Here is a 25,493-nt window from a genome sequence, read left to right as displayed (position 1 = left end):
TCACATCACCCCCGAAGACCGGTGCCGCGGGTCGAGCCAGTCGCGCAGACCGTCGCCCAGCATCGTCAGCCCCATCACGCAGAGTGCAATGGCGATACCGGGGAACACCGCCTGAAGTGGCGCGGTGAACAGGTAGGTCTGGGCGTCGCCCAGCATCTTGCCCCAGCTGGGGCTGGGCGGCTGGATGCCGAGGCCGAGATAGCTCAGCGCCGCCTCGTTGACGATGGCGACGGCGAACAGGACGGTGGCCTGGACCACGATGATGCCGGCGATGTTGGGCAGCACATGAACCAGCGTCACCGACAGCGGTCCCCGCCCCAGCGCCAGCGCCGCACCGACGAAGGGCCGCCGCCACGCCGCCAGCGCCGCACCGCGGGTGACGCGGGCCAGCACCGCGGCGTTGAACAGGGCCAGCGCCACCACGACGTTGATCGCCCCGGCACCCAGCGCCGCGGTCAGCAGGATCGCCGTCAGCACAGCGGGGAAGGCAAAGACCAGGTCGCCCAGCCGCGCCACCACCTCGTCCCCCCAGCGCCCCAGCCCGGCGGCCAGCAGCCCAAGCGGCACCCCGCCCAGCAGCCCGAGCCCGACCGCCGCCGCCCCCACCGCCAGCGAGTTGCGGGCGCCGACCATGATCATCGACAGCACGTCGCGCCCGAAATGGTCTGTGCCCAGCCAATGGACGGCGCTGGGCGGCTTCAGCCGGGCAACCACGCGCACCTGCTCCGCCGGGTAGGGTGTCCACAGCAGCGACAGCAGCGCCATGGCAACCAGCAGCAGGGTCAGGACAGCGCCGAGATGGAGGGAGAGGGGAAGGCGCCTCATGCGGAGTGCCATCGGCGATGCCCCCACCTAACCTCCCCCGCTGGGCGGGGGAGGGACTGCCGCCACTCTCCCGCACAAGCGCTTGTCTCCTCCCCCGCCCAGCGGGGGAGGGTTAGGGTGGGGGTAGAACTTCCCCTCCCGACACCCCACCTCACGACGACACCCCTTTCGGCCGCGGGTCGGCCAGCGCGCAGGCGATGTCGACGAGCGCGCTCACCACCACCACGAACAGCGCCAGCAGCACGACCACCCCCTGCACGACGATCAGGTCGCGCTGGCCGATGGCCTGATAGAGCAGCCGGCCCAGCCCCGGCAGGGTGAAGACATTCTCCACCACCACCGCGCCGGCCACGAGGAAGGAGATCTGCAGCCCCAGCACCGTCGCCACCGGGATCAGGGCGTTGGGCAGGGCATGGCGGAGCAGGACAGCGGTGCGGCTGACACCCTTGGCGCGGGCGGTGCGGACATGGTCCTCGCCCAGCGTGTCGAGCACGGCGGTGCGGGTGACGCGGGCGAGGATGGCGGCCTCCGGCACCGCCAGCGCCAGGGCCGGCAGCACCAGCGCATGCAGCGCCGGACCGATGCCGGCGTCCCAGCCGGGAAAGCCGCCGGCCGGGAACCAGTGCAGGGTCAGCGAGAACAGCAGGATCAGCAGGATGGCGATCCAGAAGCTGGGCATCGACACGCCCAATTGAGCGAAGCCTAGAACCGCCCAGTCCCCGCCCCTGCCCCGCCGCGCCGCTGCATAGAGGCCGAGTGGCAGGGCAACCACCGTGCTGATGGCCAGAGACAGAAGCGCCAGCGGCAGGGTCACCGCCAGCCGTTCCGCCACCAGTTCCGCCACCGGGCGGGCATAGGTCAGGCTCACGCCAAGGTCGCCGCGGACCAGCCCGCCGACCCAGTCGAGGTAACGGGTAAGGATCGGCTGGTCGAGACCCATCTGGCTGCGCAATGCCGCCAGCGTGTCCGGCTGGGCATTGACGCCCAGCATCAACAGCGCCGGGTCGCCGGGAACCAGCTGCAGCACGGTGAAGACCACGATTGTGGCCAGCCAGACGGTGACGATCAGGCTGACCAGCCGTCGCAGCAGGAAAGCGAGCACGCGGGGGCTATCCTTACTTGCTCGACGCTATTTCCAGGCGGCGTTGGTGACGTCGTTGGCCTGGACCGGGCGGTTGACCCACATCCCCGTCAGCGAGGCCTTCTGCACCGTCACCGACGGCAGCATGAAGAGGAAGCCGTTGACCGCATCCTCAGCCAGCACCTTCTGCTGCTCTCCGTAGAGCGCGTTGCGCTTGGCCGCGTCCTGGGTGCGGTTCAGCTCCTCGTTCAGGGCGTTGAAGCGCTCGCTCTTGTAGTTGAAGTAGTAGTCGGGCCGGGCGTAGATGTCGATGTCCAGCGGCTCGGTATGGGCGATCATGGTCAGATCGTAGTCCTTGCCCTTGAACGTCTTTTCCAGCCAGGCCGCCCATTCCACCGGCTCGATCTTCACGCGGATGCCGGCTTCGGCCAGCATGGCGGCGACCAGCTCGCCACCGCGCCGTGCATAGGGCGGCGGCGGCAGGCGCAGGGTGGTGTCGAAACCGTTGGGATAGCCGGCCTCGGCCAGAAGGGCCCTCGCCTTGGCCGGGTCGTAGGGATACATCCCGGTCAGGTCGACATAGCCCTCACGGTGCGGCGGGAAGTGGCTGCCGATGGCGGCGCCGTTGCCGTACAGCACACCATCGATCAGCGTCTTGCGGTCGATGGCGTGGGCCATGGCGCGGCGGACGCGGACATCGTCGAAGGGTTTGCGGGCGTTGTTGGTGGACAGGACCGTCTCACCCTCCGTCGAGCCGACCGTCACTGTGAATTTCGGATCGTTGCGGAACTCCGGCAGCGCCTCGTAGGTGCTGAACAGGGTGAAGGCGTCGAGGTCGCCGGCCTTCAGCGCCGCCACCTGGGCGGCGGGGTCGCTGATGAAGCGGAAGGTCACGCGGTCGAGCTTGGGCTTCGCCCCGTCATAGTCGGGGTTGCGGACCAGCACGACGCGGTCGCCGGCGACCCAGCGGTCGAACTTGAAGGGACCGGTGCCGACGGGCTTCTGCTTGTTGGTCGGCGCCGATTCCGGGGCGACGATGGCGGCGTCGCCGCTCGCCATGTGGAACAGGAACAGGCCGTCGGGCCGCGACAGGGTGACGACCACCGTCTGCGGGTCCGGCGTTTCCACCTGGGCGATGGGGGCGAAATAGGCCTTCTGCGCGTTCACCGAATCCGTCGCGCGGGCGCGGTCCAGGGTGAACTTGACGTCGGCGGAATCGGCGGCGGTGCCGTCGTGGAACTTCGCGTTGGCGCGCAATGTGAACCGGTAGGTCAGCCCGTCTTCCGAGACGGTCCAGCGCTCCGCGAGGCCGGGGACCAGCTTGCCCTCGCCGTCGACGCGCAGCAGCGGTTCGAACAGATTGGCGTAGGTGACTTCCTTGATGGCGCCCGCCGCACCGGCGGTCGGATCGAGGTGCGGCGGCTCCAGCGCCATGCCGACGACGAGGTCGGTGCGCGGCTGGGCCAGCGCCGCCTGGGATGCGGCGGCCAGCGCCAATCCGGCGATGGCGGCCAGGGTAAAGCGCTGCTTGGCGGTCGACATGATGGCAAACTCCCCCGTCTCGTCGTTGGCGACGTTTTCGTTGCCGCGATGATGCGGTGCGGCGCGGGAGAGCGCAAGCGGAGCCCCACCCGCTTTCCGTTCGGCCCGCGGGTGGGGCGCCTAAGGGTCAGGCTGCGCCGGGCACGCCCTTGGAGGTGGAATATTCGAAATGCAGCGCCTCGCCCGGATAAACCAGCGGGCGGATGGAGTGGGCGGCCTGGGCCGCTTCGGCGAAGCCGCAGAGGATCAGCTTCAGCTTGCCCGGATACGTCGCGATGTCGCCGATGGCGAAGATGCCCGGCACGTTGGTGGCGCAGCCGGGCTGGGCCACCGAGATGTGGCTGCGCTCCAGATCCAGGCCCCAATCGGCGATGGGGCCGAGATTCATCGACAGGCCGAAGAAGGCGAGCAGGGCATCGGCCGGCAGCGCCTTTTCCTCGCCGTCCAGCGTGGCGACGCGCACGGCGGTCAGCTGGCCGCTCTCGCCGTCCAGGCCGGAGAGCTGGTAGGGCACCACCATCTCGATCCGCCCCTCGCGAACCAGGGTTTCCATGCGGGCCACGCTCTCGGGCGCCGCGCGGAATTTCGGACGGCGGTGGACGACATAGACGCGCTCCGCCACGTCGGCCAGGGAAATGGCCCAATCGACCGCGCTGTCGCCGCCGCCGGCGATCACCACCTTCTTGCCGGCGAAGTCCTGGCGGCGGCGCACCATGTAGAAGACCGACTTGCCCTCATAGGCCTCCAGCCCGTCGAGCGGCGGGCGGTTGGGGCCGAAGGCGCCGCTGCCGGCGGCGATGATCACCGCCTGTGTGTCGATCTTCGTGCCGATGCTGGTCTCCACCAACCAGCGCCCGCTGTCCTGGCGGGTCAGCTTTTCCACCTGCTGGCCCAGATGATAGGTGGGTGCAAAGGGGGCCGCCTGCTCCGCCAGCCGGTCGATCAGGTCGGCCGCCTCGATCGAGGGATGGGCCGGGATGTCGTAGATCGGCTTTTCCGGGTAGAGCGCGGTGCACTGGCCACCGACCATGTCCAGCGCATCCACCACATGGCAGCGCATCTTCAGCATGCCGCATTCGAACACGGCGAACAGGCCGACGGGGCCGGCGCCGACGATGACGACATCGGTGGTGAGGACGTCGTGGCTGGATGCGGTCTGCGACATGAAAGCCAATTCCTTGAGACGGGGTGCCGGGTGGAGGATGCCGGGTGAAGGATGAAGATGCGCGAATGGCCCTTCCATTGTCCGCATTTCCCGGCCGGGTCAACCCCCAGCAAGGGGAAAGCGGTGCTGTGTCGCGCATGGGGCTAGGCATCGGGCCGGGTGTCGGGCCGATGCGGCGGCGCGAGTTTCACAATTTCGCATAAATTCGCTTAAATTTGTCGATTGCGCACCGGGGAGTGCAAGGCCGACAGTAGGAACGTACGGCGGATGGCCGGGCTGGGCAGCCCGGAGGCCGGTCCGGATGCCAGTCGGGTGGAGGCCCGGAATGAAGGAACTTCGCTGTCTGGTCTTCACCGACCAGGAGGTTGTGCGGGCCGTCCTCGACCGTCGGCGCCGGGTGAAGGATCCGTTGCCGGTCGGCACCGTGTCCAGGATCGTCTACCACCGCAACGAGGGGCCGGAGCAGGAGGGCATCGAGACCCGCCTGTCCATCACCGACGATGACGGCGCGGTGACCGAGCTGGTGCTGGCCGATACCGAAGTGACGGCGGCGCTGGTCGGCTATTGCATGGGCCGGCGCATCCCCCTGCCGGTGGCGTCCGACAAGATGCTGCACCTGATCAACGGCGCACTGACGCTGATGATCACCATGAACTTCAACAAGGCGCCGCGGCTGGTGGTGGCCGGTGCGGCAGAGGGAGCTGGAGCGGGAGCGGGGGACCGGCTGTCGCCGAAGCGGCGGGTCGGCCGGTAAGCCTGCCGCTGACCCACCCTTCTTTACGGCTTGCGGGGGGGCGGCGGCTTCGCACAGTATCCGCGCCATGTCGGACATCTCCCCCTACACCGTCACCGTACCGCTGCCGGACGAGGCCGCCACCGCGGCACTGGGCCGCCGGCTGGGCGTCCTCCTGCGGCCGGGCGACCTCGTGGCGCTGCGCGGCGATCTCGGCGCCGGCAAGTCGGCGCTGTCGCGAGCACTGATCCGCAGCGTCACCCATGAGGACGCCGAGGTGCCGTCCCCCACCTTCACGCTGGTGCAGACCTACGACACGGCAATCGGCCCGGTCTGGCATTTCGACCTCTACCGTTTGTCGGGACCGGACGAGGTGTATGAACTGGGCTGGGACGATGCGCGGGCGGAAGCCGTGGCGCTGGTGGAATGGCCGGACCGGCTGGGCCCGCTGCTGCCGCCCGACCGGGTCGAGGTGACGATGGAACATGACGGCCCCGACGCCCGCCGCGCCACGCTGACCGGCCATGGCGCGCTGGCGGCGCGGGTGGCCGCCGCCGACTGGACGCTGTGATGGCTGCTGTCTCTTCTGCGCGGGAAGCGGAGATCGCCGCCTTCCTGGCCGCCAACGGCCTGTCCGATGCCGTGCGCGAACCGCTGGCCGGCGATGCCTCCGCCCGCCGCTACGAACGCCTTCGCAAGGCCGATGGCGAAACCCTGATCCTGGTGGACACGCCCGCCCCGGCCGACGACCTCGCCCCCTTCATCGCCATCGGCGCCGAACTGGCGGCCATCGGACTCTCGGTCCCCACCGTGATCGCATCGGATGTGCAACGAGGCTTGGCGATCCAAGATGATTTCGGAAGCGAAACATTCTCCCGCCTGCTGGCCGATGGTGCCGATCCGCAACCGCTCTACGAGATGGCGACCGACGCGCTGATCGTCCTCCATCGCGGCTGGCCGGAGGGGGCGGCGGAGCGCCTCGCCCTGCCCGTCTATGATCCGGCGCTGTTCGTCGCGCAGACGCGGCTGTTCATCGACGCCTATGTGCCGGTGGCGCTGGGACGGAGCTTGAGTGACAAGGATCGTTCCGACTTCGATACGGCTTGGCGGATGGTGCTGGAACCGGCCTGCGCGGGAGAGCCGTCGCTTCTGTTGCGCGACTATCATGTCGACAACCTGATGCGGTTGCCGCGGCCGGGAGCAAATGCTGCGGGGCTGATCGACTTCCAGAGCGCGGGCTGGGGGCCGCGGGCCTACGACCTCGTTTCCTTGCTGGAGGATGCGCGGCGCGACGTGGCGCCCGATCTGGCAGACGGGATGGTCGCGCGCTACCTCGCCGCGTTCCCCGACACCGATGCCGCCGCCTTCCGCCGCGCCATGGCGGTTCTGGGGGCGGCGCGCCACACGCGGATCGTCGCCATCTTCGTCCGTCTGGCGCTGAGCCAGGGGCGGCGGTCCTACCTTGTCCACCTGCCGCGGGTCTGGCGCCTGCTGGAGGCCCAACTGGCGAAGCCGGAGCTTGCACCGGTCGCCACATGGTTCGACCGCCATCTGCCGCCCGAGGCCCGTGCCGCCTTCGTCGTTCCGGAGACGATCTGAGATGACCGTGACCATTCCCGACACCGCTATGGTTCTGGCCGCCGGCCAGGGCCTGCGCATGCGCCCGCTGACCGACCGCATGCCGAAGCCGCTGATCCCGGTGCTGGGCAAGCCGATGCTGGACCATGCGCTGGACCGGCTGGCCGCGGCCGGGGTGGGCCGGGCGGTGGTCAACAGCCACTATCTGGGCGCGATGATCGGGGAACATCTGAAGGACCGGTCGGCTCCAGCCATCACCCTGTCGCCGGAGGACACGCTGCTGGAGACCGGCGGCGGGGTGAAGAAGGCCTTGCCCCATCTGGGCACGGCGCCGGTCTATACGGTGAATGCCGACATCTTCTGGCTGGACGGGCCGGTCCCGGCTCTGCGCCGCCTGGCATCCCATTGGAACCCGGCGGAGATGGACGCGCTGCTGCTGCTGATGGCGACGACCAAGTCGGTCGGCTATGACGGCTTGGGCGACTATCACATGGACCCGCTGGGCCGCCTGACCCGCCGGGCCGAGCGCGAACTGGCGCCCTTCGTCTATGCCGGGGTGCAGATCGTGAAGCCGGAGCTGTTCGCGGCGGACACGCCGGACGGCGCCTTTTCCACCAACCTGATCTGGAACCGCGCGCAGGAGGCTGGGCGGCTGTTCGGCCTTGCCCATGACGGGCTGTGGTTCCACATCGGCACGCCCGCGGGATTGAAGGAGGCGGAGGATCTGCTGGCCATCGGCGGCGTGCGGGCGGTGGCGCATTGAGGGCGTGGATTAAGGTACAATCGATGGGGAGTTTTGCCCCCACCTTAATCCTCCCCCGCTGGGCGGGGGAGGAGACTGCCGCCGCCCTCCCGAACGAGCACCTGCCCCCTCCCCCGCCCAGCGGGGGAGGGTTGGGGTGGGGGCAAGCGGCTCGCTCATTGGAACCGATCGCATGCCGATGACCCACCCCAAAGTCTACAGCATCCCCGCGGGCGCGCCTTTCGTCGACATGCTGGCGGCGGGGATCATGGAGCGGATCGGCGGCGACCCGATGGCATTGGCCGGGGTCACCGTTCTGCTGCCGACGCGGCGCGCCTGCCGGGCACTGCAGGCGGCCTTCCTGCGCCGCTCCGGCGGACAGCCGACTCTGCTGCCGCGTATGGCGCCGCTGGGCGAACTCGACGCCGGCGACCTCAGCCTGACCGAGGAGGAACTGCCCGACGTCCCGCTCGACCTGCCGGAGGCGATCTCGCCGCTCAACCGGCAGATGACGCTGGCGCGGCTGATCCTGGGGGCCGACGGGCTGTCGGCGACAACGGCGCAGGCGGTGCGGCTGGGTGCCGATCTGGGCCGGCTGATCGACGCGGTATGGACCGAGCGTGCCGGCTTCGAGAAGCTCGAGTCGCTGGTGCCGGCGGATTATGCCGAGCATTGGCAGGTCACCCTGAGATTCCTGCGCATCATCACCGAGGTGTGGCCCGCCATCCTCGAGTCGACCGGGGAGACCGACCCGGCCAAGCGCCGCAATCTGGCGCTGGAGACGCAGGCAGCACTCTGGCAGGCCGCGCCGCCGCCGGGCATGGTGATAGCGGCCGGCTCCACCGGCTCCATCGCCGCGACGACGGAACTGCTGTCGGTGATCGCCCGGTTGCCGCAGGGGGCGGTGGTGCTGCCCGGCCTCGACACCGGGGCCGACGACACGATCTGGGATGCCATTGCCGGCGACGAGTCCCACCCACAGCATGGCCTGTCGCAGTTGATCCGTCTGCTGGGCGTTGAACGCGCCGAGGTGCAGCCTTGGACCGACGCGACCGAGCCGCGCGGCCCCCGCGCCCGCCTGATCGCCGAGGCGATGCGCCCGGCGGCGACCACCGAGGGCTGGCGCGAGCTGTCCGGGGTGGATGCGTCGGCGCTGGACGGGCTGACCCGCATCGACGCCGCCACGTCGGAGGAAGAGGCACAGGTCATCGCGCTGCTGATGCGCCATGCACTGGAAACGCCGACCAAGACCGCGGCGCTGATCACCCCCGACCGCAACCTGGGCCGCCGGGTCGCCATGGCGCTGGCGCGCTGGGGCATCCTGGTCAACGACTCGGGCGGCCAACCGCTCGCCCACACCGCGGTCGGCACCTATCTGCGGCTGACGGCGGAGCTGGCGGCGAGCCGGGTCCATCCGCTGGCCCTGCTGGCTCTGGCCAAGCACCCGATGGCGTCGGGCGGCCGCGACTCAGGAGATTTCCGCGCCGCCGCCCGCGCGCTGGAGCGCATCGTGCTGCGCGGCCCCCGCCCGGCGGAGGGCTTCGACGGCGTGCTGGCGGCGCTGGAGCAGGCCGACCGCTTCGACCATGAGGAACAGCAGGAGTTCCTGCGCACATGGCTGGTCGACATCGGCCAGCGCGCGGCCCCGTTCCTGGAGGCGTTGAACGGCGAGACGCCGCTGGCCGACCTCGTGCGCGCCCATGTCGCCTTCTGCGAATCACTGGCCGCCGACGACGAACTGACCGGAGCGGAACGGCTGTGGCGGCAGGACGACGGCGAGGAGGCCGCACGCTTCGTCCACGACCTGCTGGATGCGACGGAAGGTTTCCCAGCGATCCCGGCCAAGGATTACCCGGCGCTGCTCGACGCGCTGATGAGCGCGCGGGCGGTGCGTCCCCGCTATGGCCTGCACCCGCGCCTGTTCATCCTGGGTCCGATGGAGGCGCGTCTCCAGCATCTCGACCTGACCATCCTGGGCGGGCTGAACGAGGGCACCTGGCCGCCGGCGGCATCCGCCGATCCCTGGATGTCGCGGCCGATGCGGCGCGATTTCGGCCTGCCCAGCCCGGAACGGCTGGTCGGCATGTCGGCCCACGACTTCGCCCACGCCTGCGGCGCGCCGGAGGTGGTGCTGACCCGCGCCGCGCGGGTGGAGGGCACGCCGACCGTGCCGTCGCGCTGGCTGCTGCGGCTGGAAACCGTGCTGAAGGCGCTGGGGCTGGACGGTGCCATTGAGGAGCGCGGCGCCTGCTGGCTCGGCTGGGCGCGCGGGCTGGACGAGCCCGACCGGGTGCAGCCGGTGGCGGCGCCCGAGCCGCGCCCGCCGCTGACCGCCCGGCCGCGCAAGCTGTCGGTGACGGAGATCGAGACCTGGATGCGCGATCCCTACGCCATCTATGCCCGCCACGCCCTGCGGCTGCGCGCCCTCGACCCCATCGCCGCCGATCCGGGGGCGTCGGACCGCGGCCAGATCATCCACGACACGCTGGACGCCTTCGTCCGCGAGTATCCCGGCCCCCTGCCCCATGACGCGCTGGACCGGCTGATCGCGCTGGGGCGCGAACGCTTCGGTCCGCTGTTGCGCAGCCATCCCGACGTCTGGGCCTTCTGGTGGCCGCGCTTCGAGCGGGTGGCCGGCTGGTTCGTCGATCTGGAGCGCGAGCGCCGCCCCCGCATCCGCCCGCTGGCGACCGAGGTGCCGGGCCGGCTGGAGCTGTCGGGTCCCGGCGGCCCCTTCATCCTGACCGCCAAGGCAGACCGCATCGACCGCGGCCCGGATGGGCTGGTGGTGATCGACTACAAGACCGGCACCCCGCCGAGCGCGCGGGAGATCGAACTGGGCTTCGCTCCGCAGTTGCCGCTGGAGGCCGCCATCGCCGCGGCGGGCGGGTTCAGCGGGGTGGACAAGGGCGCGGTGGCCGAACTGACCTTCTGGCGCCTGTCCGGCGGCGATCCGGCCGGCGAGGAAAAGCCGGTGAAAGGCGACCCGGCGGCATTGGGCGAGGAGGCCAGGGCCGGGCTGGAGGCGTTGATCGCACAGTTCGACGATCCGAACACCCCCTACCGCTCGCGTCCACGGCCGGCGATGGCGCCGCGGTATACAGACTATGCGCATCTGGCTCGCGTCCAGGAATGGTCGTCGGGCGGCGGAGAGGGCGAGTGATGGAAGGTGGAGTTAGCGAGATTCCCCCTCTCCCCCCCCGGGGAGAGGGTCGGGGTGAGGGGGACGCATCGCGTGCCTGTCCCGAAGATTCTGCCACGCATCCCCCTCACCCTAACCCTCTCCCCGGGGGGAGAGGGGATCTGCGGAAGCATCACCCATGACCATGACCGACCTGTCTCCCCGCAGCCTGCCGCTCGACCCCAACGTGGCGCAGCGGCGGGCGTCCGATCCGACGGCGTCGGTGTGGGTCGGCGCGTCCGCTGGGTCGGGGAAGACCAAGGTGCTGACCGACCGGGTGCTGCGGCTGATGCTGTCCGGCACGCCGCCGGCGCGCATCCTCTGCCTGACCTTCACCAAGGCCGCCGCGGCGGAAATGGCGATCCGCATCAACCGGACGCTCGGCCTTTGGGCGACCCTGCCCGACGACGCTCTGGAGGATCGGCTGGCCGACCTCTGCGGCGAGCGGCCGTCGATGGAGGCGCGGCTGAACGCGCGGCGGCTGTTCGCCCAGGTGGTGGATTGCCCCGGCGGCATGAAGATCCAGACCATCCACGCCTTCTGCCAGTCGCTGCTGCGCCGCTTCCCGTTGGAAGCCGAGCTGGCGCCGCATTTCGACGTGATGGACGACCGCACCGCCGACGGGCTGCTGACGGAGGCGCGCGACGCCGTGCTGCATGCCGGCCGGACCGAGCCGGACAGCCCGCTCAGCCGCGCCATGGACCGGCTGACCGGCGACCTGAACGCAGAGGATTTCGCCGATCTGCTGGCGGAACTGGCGAGCCAGCGCGGGCAGGTGGAGAAGCTGTTCGAACGTTTCCATGGGCTGGACGGGCTGATCGACGCCATCCATGAAAGGCTGGGGGTGCCGCCGGACGTGACCGAGGAGTCGATCCTGACCCACGCCTGCCACGACGACCAGTGCGAGCCGCCGGCCCTGCGTGAGGCCTGCCGGGCGTTGGCGGGCGGCAGTGCCGGTGATCAGGAGCGCGGCATCGCCATCCAGCATTGGCTGGACGCCGCCGACCGCCGGGTGCGCGCCTTTGAGGCCTACAAGCGCCTGTTCCTGACCGCCGAGGGCAGCCCGCGCAAGACGCTGATCACCAAGAAGCCGGCCACCGCCTATCCGCAGGCTCTGCTGTCCCTGCAGAAGGAAGCGGAGCGGCTGGTGGAGATAGCGGAACGGGTGAAGGCCGCCGGGGTCGCCGCCTCGACCACCGCGCTGCTGACCCTGGCGCAGGCGATGCTGAACGCCTATCGCGACCGCAAGGCGGCGCGCGCCCTGCTGGATTACGACGACCTGATCCTGGCGGCCAACCGGCTGCTGAGCGGCGGCGACGGCAAGGCGCCGCGGGTGCCGTGGGTGCTGTACAAGCTGGACGGCGGCCTGGACCACATCCTGATCGACGAGGCGCAGGACACCAACCCCGACCAATGGGCCATCGTCGCGTCGCTCGCCGGCGAGTTCTTCGCCGAGTTGGAGGCCGCCGCACCCGATGGCAAGATCCGCACCGTCTTCGCGGTGGGCGACGAGAAGCAGTCGATCTTCAGCTTCCAGCGCGCCGATCCCGCCGAATTCGCCCGCATGCGCCGCCATTTCCAGGACAAGGCGGAGTCGGCGGAGCGGCTGTGGGCGGGGGTGGACCTCGACATCTCCTTCCGCTCGACCGCTGCGGTGCTGGAGACGGTCGATGCCGTCTTCTCGCTGGACCGTGCCCGCGACGGCGTGGCGTCGGACGCCAGCCCGGTGATCCGCCACCGCGCCTTCCGCCGCGGGCAGGCCGGACTGGTCGAGCTTTGGCCGCCGGTGAAGCCGGCCGAGGTGACCGAGACGCCGGCCTGGGCGCCGCCGGTGGCGCGCGAGTCCGCCGATTCGCCGTCCGCCCGCCTCGCCTCGGTCATCGCGGCGACGGTGCATCGCTGGATCGACAGTGGGGAGAAGCTGGAGGCCAAGGGACGGCCGGTGCAGCCCGGCGACGTCATGGTGCTGGTCCGCCGCCGCACCGCCTTCGTCACCGAACTGGTCCGCGCGCTGAAGGACCGCGGCGTGCCGGTGGCCGGCGTCGACCGCATGGTGCTGACCGAACAGCTCGCCGTCATGGATCTGGTGGCGCTGGCAGATTTCCTGCTGCTGCCCGACGACGATCTGACGCTCGCCACCGTGCTGAAGGGGCCGCTGATCGGGCTGACGGAGGAGGAGCTGTTCCGCGTCGCCCATGGCCGGCGCAGCACGCTGTGGCGCTCGCTGGTGGCGCTGGCGGAGACCGAGCCCGACTTCCGCCCGGCCCGGCGCTATCTGGGCGACCTGCTGGCGCGCACCGACTTCTCCGCGCCGTACGAGCTGTTCGCCGGGCTGCTGAACCGGCCCTGCCCGGCCGACGGGCGGTCGGGGCGGCGGGCGATCCTGAAGCGGCTCGGCCCCGACGCCCAGGACCCGCTTGAGGAGTTCCTGGCCGTCTGCCTCGCCTTCGAGAAGACGGAGCCGCCGTCGCTGCAGAATTTCCTCGCCTGGCTGGCGGCAAGCGACGCGGAGATCAAGCGCGAGCTGGAACAGGGCGGCGGCACCGTGCGGATCATGACGGTCCACGGCTCCAAGGGGTTGCAGGCGCCGATCGTCTTCCTGCCAGACACGCTGGGCAGCCCGACCCAGAGCCCGCCGATCCTGTGGCCGGACGAGGATTGCCCGGTGCCGCTGTTCGCCGCGCGGCGGTCCCAGGAGGACGCGCTGTGCGCCGAAGCGCGGGCGCGGGCCAACCGGCGGCGCGACCAGGAATACCGCCGGCTGCTCTATGTCGCGCTGACGCGGGCGGAGGACCGGCTGTACATCTGCGGCCATCAGGGCAAGCGCGAGCCGTCCGACGAGTGCTGGTACCGGCTGGTCGAGGAGGCGATGCGCGAGAACGGCGTGCCGCATCCCTTCGACTTCACCGGCCTGTGTCCCGACGGCTGGGCCGGCGATGGCTGGCGGCTGGTCGGCGCCCAGACCGCAGCGGTGCCGCGCCATGTCGAGACGGAAGAGAGTGCTTCCGCCGAGCCGCCGCCACCCTGGATCGGCGAACCGCCGCCCGGCGAGCCGGAGCCGTCGCGCCCGCTCACCCCGTCGCGCCCCGATGGCGAGGAACCGGCGGTGCGCTCCCCGCTTGGCAACGACGACGGCCAGCGCTTCCGCCGCGGCCTGCTGGTCCACCGGCTGTTGCAGACGCTGCCCAATCTGGCCGAGGAGGCGCGGGAGGCCGCCTGCCGCCGCTTCCTCGCCCGGCCGGCGCACAAGCTGACGCCGGAGCAGCAGGACGCCATCGCGCGGGAGACGCTGGCGGTGCTGAGCCATGCGGAGTTCGCGCATCTGTTCGGCCCCGATTCGCGGGCGGAGGTGCCGCTGGTCGGCGTGGTGGCGCTGGGTGACGGCAGCCGGGCACTGGCCGGCCGCATCGACCGGCTGGCGCTGACCGGGGACACGGTGTGGATCGTCGACTATAAGACGAACCGGCCGCCGCCGCGGGATCTGGAAGACGTGCCAATGGTTTACCGGAGGCAGATGGCGGCCTACCGCGAGGCGTTGCGGGCGGTCTATCCGGGGCGCCGGGTGCGTTGCGTGCTGCTTTGGACCGATGGCCCCTACACCATGGAACTGCCGCCCTCGGTGTTGGACGCGGCGGCGGCGGGTCTGGCCCCGCGGGTGGGGTGAGGGGTGGCCGGCGGGTCCTCCGAAAGATGGGGTGACTTGACCGGCCGGGCGCCTCCGCCCTACATTTTGCTCAATTCCACTGACGGGGCGATGGCCGCCGGCCTTCCACAACCGGTCCGCGGCGCTTCCGAATCCAGGCTAGAGGTCACATGAGCACCACCATCAAGGTTACCGACGACAGCTTCGAGCAGGACGTCCTGAAGGCCACCGGCCCGGTCCTGGTCGATTTCTGGGCGGAATGGTGCGGCCCCTGCAAGATGATCGCCCCGGCGCTCGACGAGCTGGCCCGCGAGTATGAGGGCAAGGTCACCGTCGCCAAGCTGAACATCGACGAGAACCCGGGCACCCCGGGCAAGTACGGCGTGCGCGGCATCCCGACGCTGATGCTGTTCAAGGACGGCAGCGTCGCCGCCACCAAGATCGGCGCCCTGCCCAAGGGTGCGCTGTTCCAGTGGGTCGACTCGGCGCTGTAATCGGTTCGACCGGTCCAGGCAAGGAAAAGCCCCGCCCGCGGTTGCCGCGGCGGGGCTTTTTCTTTGGGGGGTTGGCTTCGGGTGGAGTTAGACCCCCACCTGACCTCCCCCGCTTCGCAGGGGAGGGACTGCCGCTGCCTTTCCGATCAAGCGCTTATCCCCTCCCCCGCCCAGCTCTCGCACAAAGCTCTGCTTTGTGCTGACGCGGCAGGCGGACCATAGGTCCGCTGAGAGCGGGGGAGGGTTAGGGTGGGGGCATCGTCAGCCGACGCCCGCCTCACTGCGCCTTCTTCTCCTTCGCCGCATCCTTACCCGCAGCCCCCGCGACCTCCGCCGTGCGGGCGAGGTTGTCGGCGGCGGCGCGGCCCCACTCGCTGTCGGGAGAGACACGGCGGGCCAGTGCCCAATCGTCGCGCGCGGCGGGCAGGTTGCCGCCCATCGCCTTGACGTTGCCGCGCAGCAGGATCGCCTCCGGATCGCCGGGCTTCAGTTCCAGCGCATGGTCGATGTCGGACAGCGCCTGCCGGTAGTTGGACAGCGCCTTGTGGGCGGTCGCGCGGTAGAGATAGGCGTCGGCCCGCCGCGGGTCGCGCGACAGCGCCGCGTCCAGGTCGGCGATGGCGTCCCAGAAACGCTCGCCCTCGGCACGGGCGAAGGCGCGGTCGATCAGCAGATCCACGTTGCCCGGCGTCTTGTCGAGCGCCTTGCTGTAGAGCCGCTCCGCCCGCCCCTGGTCGCCGGCACGCAGCCACGCCCAGCCGGCGCGGCCGAGCAGCGAGGCGGCGGCCTTGGGGTCATCCTTTCCCAGCGTCGGCACCAGCGCCTCCATCTGGGTGCCGGCCGCCTTGAAGTCGCCGGCATGGAACAGCGCCAGCGCTTCGCAGAGCTTGGCGTGGTCGCCGCCGCCCTGCTCCTGCCAGCGTTTGGCGTCGGCCTTGGCGCCGTCGGGGTTCGCCTCCGCCTTGGCGGCGCAGGCCTGAAGCTCGCGGTTGCGGTCCAGGGCGGATGAGGAGCCGGATGCGGCATGCGCCGCCGGCAGGGCTGCGAACAGCCCGAGGGCCAGCGCGCCGGAAAGGTAAGGATTGCGTCGGGTCATGGTGCCTTTACACTCCGCCATCGCCGGGCAGGGCGCAAGCCCGCAAGCCAAGCCTATAAGCCAAGCCCCGGCATTACGCATTCCCCTCCTGCCCCAACGGGAACCGCCCGCGATGACCGATCCCCGCCTGTTCGTCTTCGGCCCCGGCTACAGCGCCCGTGTCTTCGCCGACGCGCTGCGCGCCGACGGATGGCGCGTCGCCGCCACCTGCCGCAGCGAGGAGAAGAAGGCGGAACTGGAGGCCCAGGGGATCGAAGCCTTCCTGTTCGACCGCGGCCGGCCGCTGGCCGATGCCAAGGCGGCGCTGGCCGGCACCACCCATCTGCTGGTCAGCATTCCGCCGGACGGCAAGGGCGACCCGGTGCTGGACCAGCATGCCCGCGATCTGGCCGACCTGCGCACGCTGGACTGGGGCGGCTACCTATCCACCACCGGCGTCTACGGCGACACCGGTGGCGAATGGGTGAGCGAAGCGGCGTGGCTGAAGCCGACCGGGGAGCGCCAGAAACGCCGGGTGGAGGCGGAACGCGGCTGGCTGAACCTGTACCGCCAGTACGGCGTGCCGATGCATCTGTTCCGGTTGGCGGGCATCTATGGTCCCGGCCGCAGCGCCATCGATTCCGTGCGCGACGGCACCGCCCGTCGGGTGGACAAGCCGGGTCAGGTGTTCTGCCGCATCCATGTCGACGACATCGCCAGGACGCTGCGCGCCTCCATGGCACGGCCGACGCTGGGCGCGGTCTACAATGTGGCCGACGACCTGCCGAGCCCCTCGCACGAGGTGGTGGAGTATGCCTGCCGCCTGCTGGGGGTGGAGCCGCCGCCGCTGATTCCCTTCGATCAGGCGGAGATGTCGCCGATGGCCGCCAGCTTCTACGCCGATTGCCGCCGGGTGAAGAACGACCGCATCAAGCGCCAGCTTGGCGTCACGCTGGCCTATCCCGACTACCGCACCGGGCTGGAAGCGCAGTTGGCTGCTAGGCTGTAACCGGAAATCCGGGAAAAGGTAAAGCTAAGGTTACAAAGCAAATGATTGGCATATACCGGTAATCATAAGATTTAGCCAAAGACACACATGGAAAAGGCAAAACTTATTTAATAATCTCGCGGGATCATAAGTATCCGGGCGACGACTATCCCGCGAGGTGTTGGGCGCATGAGCAGCACGCCGACGGTCACGACCTCCCTCCCCCCCGCCACCCCCGCGGCGGGCGTGGATGCCATCGACTCCAGCGCCTTCCGCCGCCAGATGGACGAGGTCGTCTCCCGCATCCCGATGCACGCCATCCGCTCCGTGCTCGACGCGGTGGAGGGGACGGCCAGCCCGAACGGCGAGCGGGCGCGGCATCTGCGCGACGCGCTGGTCGAGCATTTCAACCGCCTGCGGCCGATGAAGGCGCGCCGCCTGTTCACCAGTCTGTTCGAACCCTTCCTGGTCGACGATCCCATCCTGTACCGCTCGCCGGAGTCGGTGCCGGCGCTGATCCAGCGGGTCGACATGGGCGGCATCTGGGCGGCGCTGGCCCGCTACGCCTTTCCCGGCCTCGCGGCGGAGGTGCAGAGCCGGCTGGACGCCATGGCGCGCGAGTCGATGCTGGATGCCGTGCTGGCCAGCCCCGACGCGATGGTGATGCGCGAACTGATGCGCCGGGAGGCGCTCGACTTCCTCTACGCCATGGCCGGCGACCGCAAGCTGACCGATCGCTTCCTGGCGATGGCGAATGACGAGGCGCGGCACGACGCCGGGCTGCGCACCCAGTATCTCGGCCGCAAGGCGCCGATCGACGGCGACCTGCTGGGCTTCGTCCGCGCCCTGCTGGAGCACAACGAGGTTCTGGTGCCGCTGACCGAGCGGATGCGCCGCGACATCGAGGAGATGCAGGGTGCCGGCGATCCGCGGTCGGCCGAGGTGGATTGCCAGTCGGCGCTGATGGTCGGCTTCGTCCGCCGGGTGCGCGATCTCGGCCTGCCCTTCCGCGACCAGTCGCAGGTGCTGGCCTGGTTCGCCCCGCTCTACGGGCTGAACGTCAAGCGGCGCTACGACGTGTTCCTGCGCCACGTGCGCGAGCACGGCGGCCCGGCGGTGCGCGAGTCGCACCCGCTGCTGCGCGCGCTGCTCTGCCATTTCAACGCCGCCTGCACCACCATCCGCGAGGTGGTGGACGGCATGTTCGGCGACATGGAGATCCAGGATGGCGGGGTGCTGTCGGCCCCTGCCCCGACCCGCACCCTGATGGGCGAGGCGGTGGAGCGGTTCGACCGCGCGCTGACCGCGCTGTCCGGCACCGGCTTCCTCGCCAGCCGCTCCACCGGCCCGGCGCTGCGGGCGGAGTTGGCGGCGGTCAGCCGCGACCTGACCGGCACGGTGATGCCGGCGCTGGCCGCCCGGCTGCAGGTGGCGATGACCGCCCGCCATGCCCCGGTGCCCGACCATGAGGACATCGTCTGGCTGTTGGAACTGGTGTGGCGCTGGGGCCGCTATCTCGGCAATGCCGGCTATGCCAACCCGGAGTTGAAGTCGCTGCGCCTCTATGCGGTGGAGACCGGGCGCCTCGCCTTCCTCCAGGCCATGAAGGCCGAACCGCATGAGAAGCCGGCCCACCGCATGGCGCACCTGTTGCGCATCCGCCGGCTGATGGCGGCGATGGGCGAGACGGTGGACGGCTGGATCAGCCCGGTCAGCCAGGGCCTGCACCGGGTGGTGCACAGCTATCTGGAGGCGGCGGGGGAGATAACCGACGACGAGTGGGCGGTGATCGACGCCTTCGTCACCAGCGTGCGCAGCGAGTTGAGCCGGTCGAGGAATTGGCAGAGCGCGGATTTCGTCGACATCCTGCGGCTGCATGAGGGGAGGCGGAGGGGTGGGTCGCTTTGAGGGAAAGCTAGACCCCCACCTAACCTCCCCCGCTCTCAGCGGACCTACGGTCCGCCTGCCGCGTCAGCACAAAGCGAAGCTTTGTGCGAGAGCTGGGCGGGGAAGGGACTGCCGCAGAACGCCGACAAAAGTCTAACCCCCTCCCCCGCCCAGCGGGGGAGGGTTGGGGTGGGGGTATCGAGCGAGAACTCCCCCCTCGGCCGAAGGCCTTAACCGCAACAATTTGGTTCGACGCACCCTTTGATGTGGTATGATGCGCGCCCGCTCGGGGCGGGACGGCCGGACAACGGCCCGCAACCCCGGTGGGTCCGCAAAAAGTTCTCCCTCCGGCCGAGACGACGCCAGCATGAACATCACCATCGAACGCGCCGCCCTTCTCCGTTCCCTGGGTCACGTGCAGAGTGTGGTCGAGCGGCGGAACACCATTCCGATCCTGTCCAACGTCCTGCTGCGCGCGGGCGACGGCGAACTGTCGCTGGCCGCCACCGACATGGACCTGGAGATCGTGGAAACCGTCCCGGCGACGGTCGGCCGTCCCGGCGGCACCACCGCCCCCGCCCACACCCTGTTCGACATCGTCCGCAAGCTGCCCGACGGCAGCCAGGTGGAGCTGGACATCGGCGGCGACGGCACCATCCTGACGCTGCGCGCCGGCCGGTCGCAGTTCAAGCTGTCCTGCCTGCCGGTGGAGGATTTCCCGCAGCTGTCCAGCGGCGAGCTGAAGCACAATTTCTCGGTCGCCGCCGCCGACCTGCGCGGGCTGATCGACCGCACCCGCTTCGCCATCTCCACCGAAGAGACGCGCTATTACCTGAACGGCATCTACCTGCACGCCGCCAAGAGCAAGATGGGCAGCCTGGAGACCCCGGTGCTGCGCGCCGTCGCCACCGACGGCCACCGGCTGGCCCGGGTCGAGATGCCGCTGCCGGATGGGGCGGACGCCATCCCCGGCGTCATCATTCCGCGCAAGACCGTCACCGAAATCCGCAAGCTGGTGGACGAGGCCGCCGACCGCATCGAGCTGTCGCTGTCCGACAACAAGATCCGCTTCGGCTTCGACAGCGTCGTCGTCACCTCCAAGCTGATCGACGGCACCTTCCCCGACTATGAGCGGGTGATCCCGGTCGGCAACGACAAGGTGATGGAGGTGGACGCCAAGCTGTTCGCCGCCGCCGTCGACCGCGTCGCCACCATCTCCACCGAGAAGAGCCGGGCGGTGAAGCTGTCGCTGGTCCGCGGTGCGCTCACCCTGTCCGCCACCAGCCCCGAATCCGGCAGTGCCACTGAGGAGCTGGAGGTCAATTACGCCGAGTCCCCGCTGGAAATCGGGTTCAACTCTCGCTATCTGCTGGACATCACGCAGCAGATCGAGGGCGAGGGCGCCCAGTTCACGCTGGCCGACGCCGCGTCGCCGACCATCATCCGCGACGTCGCCGACTCCACCGCGCTCTACGTCCTGATGCCGATGCGTGTGTGATGGGGCTGCGGGGATCCTCCCCGCCCCAGGCGGAACGGACCAGTTGCAGCACACAGCAGTTTCGATGAACGGCGGCGCTTCGGTGCCCGCCGCACCCCTGACGCCGGCCCTGGCCGTGCGGCGGATGACGCTGACGCGTTTCCGTGGCTACGAGTCCGCGCGGCTGGAGCCCGACCGCCGCCCCGTCGCCCTGATCGGCCCGAACGGCGCCGGCAAGACCAATCTGCTTGAAGCCGTCAGCTTCCTCGCCCCCGGCCGCGGCCTGCGCGGCGCCCGGCTGGCCGAGGTGGAGCGGCTGGGCTCGGCCCCCGGCGCCGGATGGGCGGTGGCGGCGACGCTCGACACGCCGCTGGGTCCGGTGGAGATCGGCACCGGCCGCGAACCTCATGACGGGAATCGGCAAGGCGGGGGGCGCACCTCCGACCGCGACCGCCGGCTGGTCCGCATCGACGGCCATCCGGCCAAGGGCCAGACCGCGCTGGCCGACCATGTCGCCATGGTCTGGCTGACCCCGCAGATGGACCGCCTGTTCATCGAAGGATCGAGCGGACGGCGCCGCTTCCTCGACCGGCTGGTCTTCGGCTTCGATCCCGCCCATGCCGGCCGGCTGTCGCGCTACGAGCATGCCCTGCGCGAACGTGCCCGGCTGCTGCGTGACGGACGCTTCGACGAGGGCTGGCTCGGCGCGCTGGAGGACCAGATGGCGACCACCGGCATCGCCGTCGCCGCCGCGCGGCGCGAGGTGGTGCAACGGCTGCGCGCCGCCTGCGCCCGTTCGGTCGGTCCCTTCCCTGGCGCCGACCTCGCCGTTGCCGGCACGGTGGAGCGCTGGCTCGATGAAGGTCCGGCGCTGGCCGCGGAAGATATGCTGCGCGACAGCTTGCGCTCCGGCCGCCGGGCCGATGCCGATGCCGGCGGCGCCACGGTGGGACCGCACAAGAGCGACCTCGCCGTCCGCCATGCGCCCAAGGACATGCCGGCCGCCTTCTGCTCCACCGGTGAACAGAAGGCCCTGCTGATCGCCATCGTGCTGGCCAACGCCCGGCTGCTGGCGGCCGAACGCGGCGCGGCGCCGATCCTTCTGCTGGACGAAGTGGCCGCCCATCTCGACCCTGACCGGCGCGCCGCGCTGTTCGGCGAAATCCTGGCATTGGGCGCCCAGGCCTGGATGACCGGCACCGACGAGGGGGTTTTCGACCCGCTCGGGGAGGACGCCCGCCGGTTCCGCATCGAAGACGCCCACATCCGCCCCGGATAGGGCTGGAAATTCGGGCCAAGACCCAAAAAAAAGCAGTGTTCACGCACGCTAAACCGCCGGATCCACAACCGAATCTGTTATAGTCGACCCATGGCACAGGAAGCACTGAAGAACGACCTCCCGCAGTCGGAGCCCCAGCAGGCGGACTATGGGGCGGAGTCGATCACCGTTCTGCGCGGGCTCGATGCCGTGCGCAAACGCCCCGGCATGTACATCGGCGACACCGACGACGGGTCCGGCCTGCACCACATGGTGTACGAGGTGGTCGACAACGCCATCGACGAGGCGCTGGCCGGCTATTGCGACAAGGTCGAGGTTCTGCTGAACGCCGACGGATCGGTCACGGTGCGCGACAATGGCCGCGGCATCCCGACCGACATCCATTCGGAGGAAGGTGTCTCGGCGGCCGAGGTCGTGATGACCCAGCTGCATGCCGGCGGCAAGTTCAACCAGAACAGCTACAAGGTCTCCGGCGGCCTGCACGGCGTCGGCGTGTCGGTGGTGAACGCCCTGTCCGAAACGCTGGATCTCCGCATCTGGCGCGGCGGCCGTATCTGGACCATGCGCTTCCGCCATGGCGTCGCCGAGGCGCCGCTGGCCGATGTCGGCGAGGCGCCGATGGTGCCGGAGAAGGGCAAGCAGCTGTCGGGCACCGAAGTCACCTTCATGCCCTCGACCGAGACCTTCACCAACATCGAGTTCGACTACGCCACGCTGGAACACCGGCTGCGCGAGTTGGCGTTCCTCAACTCCGGCGTCCGTCTGGTTCTGACCGACGCGCGCGGGGTGGAGCCGAAGGTGCAGGACCTGCATTACGAAGGCGGCCTGGAAGCCTTCGTGGGCTGGCTCGACCGTTCCAAGACGCCGCTGCACAAGCCGGCGATCACCCTGAAGAACGAGCGCCCGACCGAACATGGCGGCGTGGTGACGGTGGAATGCGCGCTGCAGTGGAACGACAGTTACCACGAGACGACGCTGTGCTTCACCAACAACATCCCGCAGAAGGACGGCGGCACCCACCTCGCCGGCTTCCGCGCCGCGCTGACCCGCGCGATCAACAACTACGCGACCGAATCCGGCATCGCCAAGAAGGAGAAGGTCAACCTGTCGGGAGACGACGCCCGTGAAGGCCTGACCTGCGTCCTGTCGGTGAAGGTTCCGGATCCGAAATTCTCCAGCCAGACCAAGGACAAGCTGGTCTCGTCGGAAGTCCGTCCCGTCGTCGAGGCGGTGGTGGGCGAGGCGCTGGCCCAGTATTTCGAGGAGCATCCGGCCGACGCCCGGCGCGTTGTCCAGAAGGTGGTGGAAGCCGCCGCCGCCCGCGAGGCCGCCCGCAAGGCGCGCGAGCTGACCCGCCGCAAAGGCGCGCTCGACATGGCCTCGCTGCCCGGCAAGCTGGCCGACTGCCAGGAACGCGACCCGGCGGCGTCCGAACTGTTCATCGTCGAGGGCGACTCGGCCGGCGGTTCGGCCAAGCAGGGTCGTTCGCGCCAGTTCCAGGCCATCCTGCCCTTGCGCGGCAAGATCCTGAACGTGGAGCGCGCCCGCTTCGACAAGATGCTGGGGTCTGCGGAGATCGGCACGCTGATCGCCGCGCTCGGCACCGGCATCGGCCGCGACGAGTTCAACGCCGACAAGACGCGCTATCACAAGATCATCATCATGACCGACGCGGACGTGGACGGCAGCCACATCCGCACCCTGCTGCTGACCTTCTTCTTCCGGCAGATGCCCGACCTGATCGAGCGCGGCTATCTCTACATCGCCCAGCCGCCGCTCTACCGCATCAAGCGCGGCAACGCCAAGGAACGGTACCTGAAGGACGACCGGGCGCTGGAAGAGTATCTGGTCGAGGCGGCGCTGGGCGACCTGTCGGTCCAGCTGTCCGACGGCACGCTGCTGATCGGCGAGCAGCTGTCCGGTCTGGTCGATCAGGCCCGCACCGCCCGGCCGGCGATCGACACGCTGTCGCGCAAGGTCGGCAACGCCATGGTGGTGGAGCAGGCGGCGGTCGCCGGCACGCTCTCCGCGAACCTTGCCGAGGACAAGGTCGCCGCCGAAGCCGCGGCCAAGGCGGTGGCAGAGCGGATGAACGCGATGGACGCCGATGGCGGCTGGCGCGGCGAGGCCCTGCCCCAGGGCGGCTATGCGGTCATCCGCGCCCGCCGCGGCGTCACCCACCGCCATCTGTTCGACGTCGACCTGCTGAAGAGCAGCGAAGCGCGCCGGCTGGACGGGCTGGCCGCCGACCTGAAGCGGGTCTTCGGTACCGCCGGCAAGGCCTTCGAGAAGCAGAAGGAGACCCGTGCGCTGACCGGTCCCGTCGCCCTGTTCGACACGGTGATGGAACTGGGCCGCCGCGGCGTCACCATCCAGCGCTACAAGGGCCTTGGCGAGATGAACCCGGACCAGCTGTGGGAAACCACCCTGGACCCGACCAAGCGCTCGCTGCTGCAGGTCCGCGTCAGCCACGCCGATCAGGCGGAAGAGGTGTTCTCCACCCTGATGGGCGACATCGTCGAGCCGCGGCGCGAGTTCATCCAGGACAACGCACTGAAGGTGTCGAACCTGGACGTCTGATCCACGTACCCTGAGACGTCGGAAAGGGGGTGGTGCCGCAAGGCTCCACTCCTTTTTCTTTGCGTATTTCTTTGCAGATCAGCCGCGGTGCCGCAAATCGTTGTGAATGGCAGTTGCAGCGATCGCTGCCTCTCCCATGGCGACGGCGATCTGGTTGAGGGTTGAGACGACATCGCCGGCGGCATAGAAACCGGGAACCGAACTGCGCTGGTGCCGGTCGACGATCAGGCGCCCATCAGCATCCATCTCGGCACCGATCTGCTCGGCCAGACCGGACCGGGCGGTGATGCCCAGCGCCGAATAGAGCGTATCGAAATCGAGGATTTGACCGCTCTCCAAGGTCAGGCGGGTGCTCTGGTCCGCCCCTGCATCGACGGCCGTCACCGGTTCCTCGATCACCGCGATGCCCACGGCATCCAGCTCGGTGCGCTCCTCCACCGTCAGGGACATCGGCTCGCCCAGTGTCAGCAGCGTGACCGCGGGACTGTAGGTACGGATGAAGCGCGCTTCTCCGACGGCCTGCGCGCCGTGGCCGAGCACGGCGATCCGCTTGTCGATGACCTCGTAGCCGTCGCAGATCGGGCAGACCCGGATTTGGCCGCGCTGCATCGCCTCGTAGAGATGAGGCACACGCGGCTGGCCATCGATGACGCCGGTCGCCAGCAGAACGGCTGCAGCGTCCACCTCCCTGCCGTCTCCCAGCGTGGCGCGGAAGCCGCCTGCTACCCGCTCCAGCGCGGCTACCGACCCGGTCTCGATTTGGCCGCCATAGGTCTCGGCTTGGGCGCGGATGCGGGCGAGCAGATCGGTGCCGGGGATGCCTCCCGTGAAGCCGGCGAGGTTGTGGGAGGTCGGAATCCAGGAGCAGCGGCTCTTCGCCTCGTCCACCACCAGGGCCGACCGGCGATAGCGGGCCAAGTAGATGGCGGCGGTCAAGCCGGCGGGACCACCGCCGACGATCAGGCAATCGAGCATGGACGGCATCGCGTTCCTTGTCCTGAACCGGGCAAGCGAAGCGTGCCCTTCGGTTCCTAGACAAGCGGAGCGGCCGGATGTCACGCTCGCCAGCAGTGAAAGCACACAGCAAAAAGCCCGCCGAGCGTCAGCTGGGCGGGCTTTTTGAGGATTTGGTTGCGGGGGCAGGATTTGAACCTGCGGCCTTCAGGTTATGAGCCTGACGAGCTACCGGGCTGCTCCACCCCGCGGATGTCTGTCATATGGGG

The 25,493-nt window shown here is 69.7% G+C and carries 18 protein-coding genes and 1 tRNA gene; 12 read left to right on the top strand and 7 right to left on the bottom strand.

The features are described from left to right. The 4 genes from J2Y49_RS28635 to J2Y49_RS28620 form a co-directional block, all read right to left on the bottom strand. On the bottom strand, positions 1–825 hold the full coding sequence (locus J2Y49_RS28635; RefSeq protein ID WP_310118861.1) for an ABC transporter permease: 825 nt from the start codon (positions 823–825) through the stop codon (positions 1–3). 151 nt (positions 826–976) lie between these two features. Next, a complete protein-coding gene (locus J2Y49_RS28630; protein ID WP_310118859.1) occupies positions 977–1,927 on the bottom strand; it encodes an ABC transporter permease in 951 nt (316 codons plus the stop codon). Positions 1,928–1,954: 27 nt separating this feature from the next. Then, positions 1,955–3,448, bottom strand: coding sequence for an ABC transporter substrate-binding protein (locus tag J2Y49_RS28625; RefSeq protein ID WP_310118858.1), 1,494 nt, complete (start codon positions 3,446–3,448; stop codon positions 1,955–1,957). A gap of 127 nt (positions 3,449–3,575) precedes the next feature. Next, positions 3,576–4,613: an NAD(P)/FAD-dependent oxidoreductase gene (locus J2Y49_RS28620; protein ID WP_310118856.1), complete on the bottom strand. Its 1,038-nt coding sequence runs from the start codon at positions 4,611–4,613 to the stop codon at positions 3,576–3,578. 325 nt (positions 4,614–4,938) lie between these two features. Between J2Y49_RS28620 and J2Y49_RS28615 the strand changes: the two genes are divergently transcribed. The 7 genes from J2Y49_RS28615 to trxA all read left to right on the top strand — a co-directional run bounded on the left by J2Y49_RS28615 (position 4,939) and on the right by trxA (position 14,984). Continuing rightward, positions 4,939–5,367: a hypothetical protein gene (locus tag J2Y49_RS28615; RefSeq protein WP_194914476.1), complete on the top strand. Its 429-nt coding sequence runs from the start codon at positions 4,939–4,941 to the stop codon at positions 5,365–5,367. Positions 5,368–5,434: 67 nt separating this feature from the next. Next, on the top strand, positions 5,435–5,917 hold the full coding sequence (gene tsaE, locus J2Y49_RS28610; RefSeq protein WP_310118854.1) for a tRNA (adenosine(37)-N6)-threonylcarbamoyltransferase complex ATPase subunit type 1 TsaE: 483 nt from the start codon (positions 5,435–5,437) through the stop codon (positions 5,915–5,917). After that, on the top strand, positions 5,917–6,945 hold the full coding sequence (locus J2Y49_RS28605; protein ID WP_310118852.1) for a phosphotransferase: 1,029 nt from the start codon (positions 5,917–5,919) through the stop codon (positions 6,943–6,945). Before tsaE ends, J2Y49_RS28605 begins: the two co-directional genes overlap by 1 nt. A 1-nt stretch (position 6,946) precedes the next feature. Then, a complete protein-coding gene (locus tag J2Y49_RS28600; protein WP_310118851.1) occupies positions 6,947–7,687 on the top strand; it encodes a nucleotidyltransferase family protein in 741 nt (246 codons plus the stop codon). A 178-nt stretch (positions 7,688–7,865) separates the two neighbouring features. Next, positions 7,866–10,829 carry a double-strand break repair protein AddB gene (gene addB, locus J2Y49_RS28595; protein WP_310118850.1) on the top strand — a complete coding sequence of 988 codons (2,964 nt, stop codon included), beginning with the start codon at positions 7,866–7,868 and terminating at the stop codon, positions 10,827–10,829. A gap of 157 nt (positions 10,830–10,986) precedes the next feature. After that, positions 10,987–14,511, top strand: a complete 3,525-nt coding sequence (gene addA / locus J2Y49_RS28590; protein WP_310118849.1) for a double-strand break repair helicase AddA — start codon at positions 10,987–10,989, stop codon at positions 14,509–14,511. A gap of 149 nt (positions 14,512–14,660) precedes the next feature. Next, on the top strand, positions 14,661–14,984 hold the full coding sequence (gene trxA / locus J2Y49_RS28585) for a thioredoxin TrxA (protein ID WP_194914468.1): 324 nt from the start codon (positions 14,661–14,663) through the stop codon (positions 14,982–14,984). Between the two features lie 277 nt (positions 14,985–15,261). Here trxA and J2Y49_RS28580 read toward each other — a convergent pair whose 3' ends face one another. Continuing rightward, positions 15,262–16,080: a hypothetical protein gene (locus tag J2Y49_RS28580; RefSeq protein ID WP_310118848.1), complete on the bottom strand. Its 819-nt coding sequence runs from the start codon at positions 16,078–16,080 to the stop codon at positions 15,262–15,264. Positions 16,081–16,192: 112 nt separating this feature from the next. Here J2Y49_RS28580 and J2Y49_RS28575 point away from each other — a divergent pair, with 112 nt between their 5' ends. The 5 genes from J2Y49_RS28575 to gyrB all read left to right on the top strand — a co-directional run bounded on the left by J2Y49_RS28575 (position 16,193) and on the right by gyrB (position 24,270). Then, positions 16,193–17,068: an SDR family oxidoreductase gene (locus J2Y49_RS28575; protein ID WP_310118846.1), complete on the top strand. Its 876-nt coding sequence runs from the start codon at positions 16,193–16,195 to the stop codon at positions 17,066–17,068. Between the two features lie 168 nt (positions 17,069–17,236). Next, positions 17,237–18,955, top strand: coding sequence for a hypothetical protein (locus tag J2Y49_RS28570; RefSeq protein WP_310118844.1), 1,719 nt, complete (start codon positions 17,237–17,239; stop codon positions 18,953–18,955). A gap of 346 nt (positions 18,956–19,301) precedes the next feature. Further along, a complete protein-coding gene (gene dnaN, locus J2Y49_RS28565) occupies positions 19,302–20,432 on the top strand; it encodes a DNA polymerase III subunit beta (RefSeq protein ID WP_310118842.1) in 1,131 nt (376 codons plus the stop codon). Between the two features lie 64 nt (positions 20,433–20,496). Next, positions 20,497–21,690, top strand: a complete 1,194-nt coding sequence (gene recF, locus J2Y49_RS28560; protein ID WP_310118988.1) for a DNA replication/repair protein RecF — start codon at positions 20,497–20,499, stop codon at positions 21,688–21,690. Positions 21,691–21,780: 90 nt separating this feature from the next. Next, positions 21,781–24,270, top strand: coding sequence for a DNA topoisomerase (ATP-hydrolyzing) subunit B (gene gyrB / locus J2Y49_RS28555; RefSeq protein ID WP_310118841.1), 2,490 nt, complete (start codon positions 21,781–21,783; stop codon positions 24,268–24,270). Positions 24,271–24,348: 78 nt separating this feature from the next. Here the strand turns inward: gyrB and J2Y49_RS28550 are convergent, their stop codons facing one another. Then, entirely contained in the window at positions 24,349–25,254 is a 906-nt protein-coding gene (locus J2Y49_RS28550; protein WP_310118839.1) for an NAD(P)/FAD-dependent oxidoreductase, read from the bottom strand. A gap of 144 nt (positions 25,255–25,398) precedes the next feature. Beyond that, positions 25,399–25,475 (bottom strand) — tRNA-Met (locus J2Y49_RS28545). Between the last annotated feature and the right edge of the window lie 18 nt (positions 25,476–25,493).

The organism is Azospirillum sp. BE72, assembly GCF_031455875.1.
Taxonomy (GTDB): Bacteria; Pseudomonadota; Alphaproteobacteria; order Azospirillales; family Azospirillaceae; genus Azospirillum.
The sequence above is the reverse complement of the archived record's forward strand: the minus strand, read 5'-3'. Positions and strand labels throughout refer to the sequence as shown.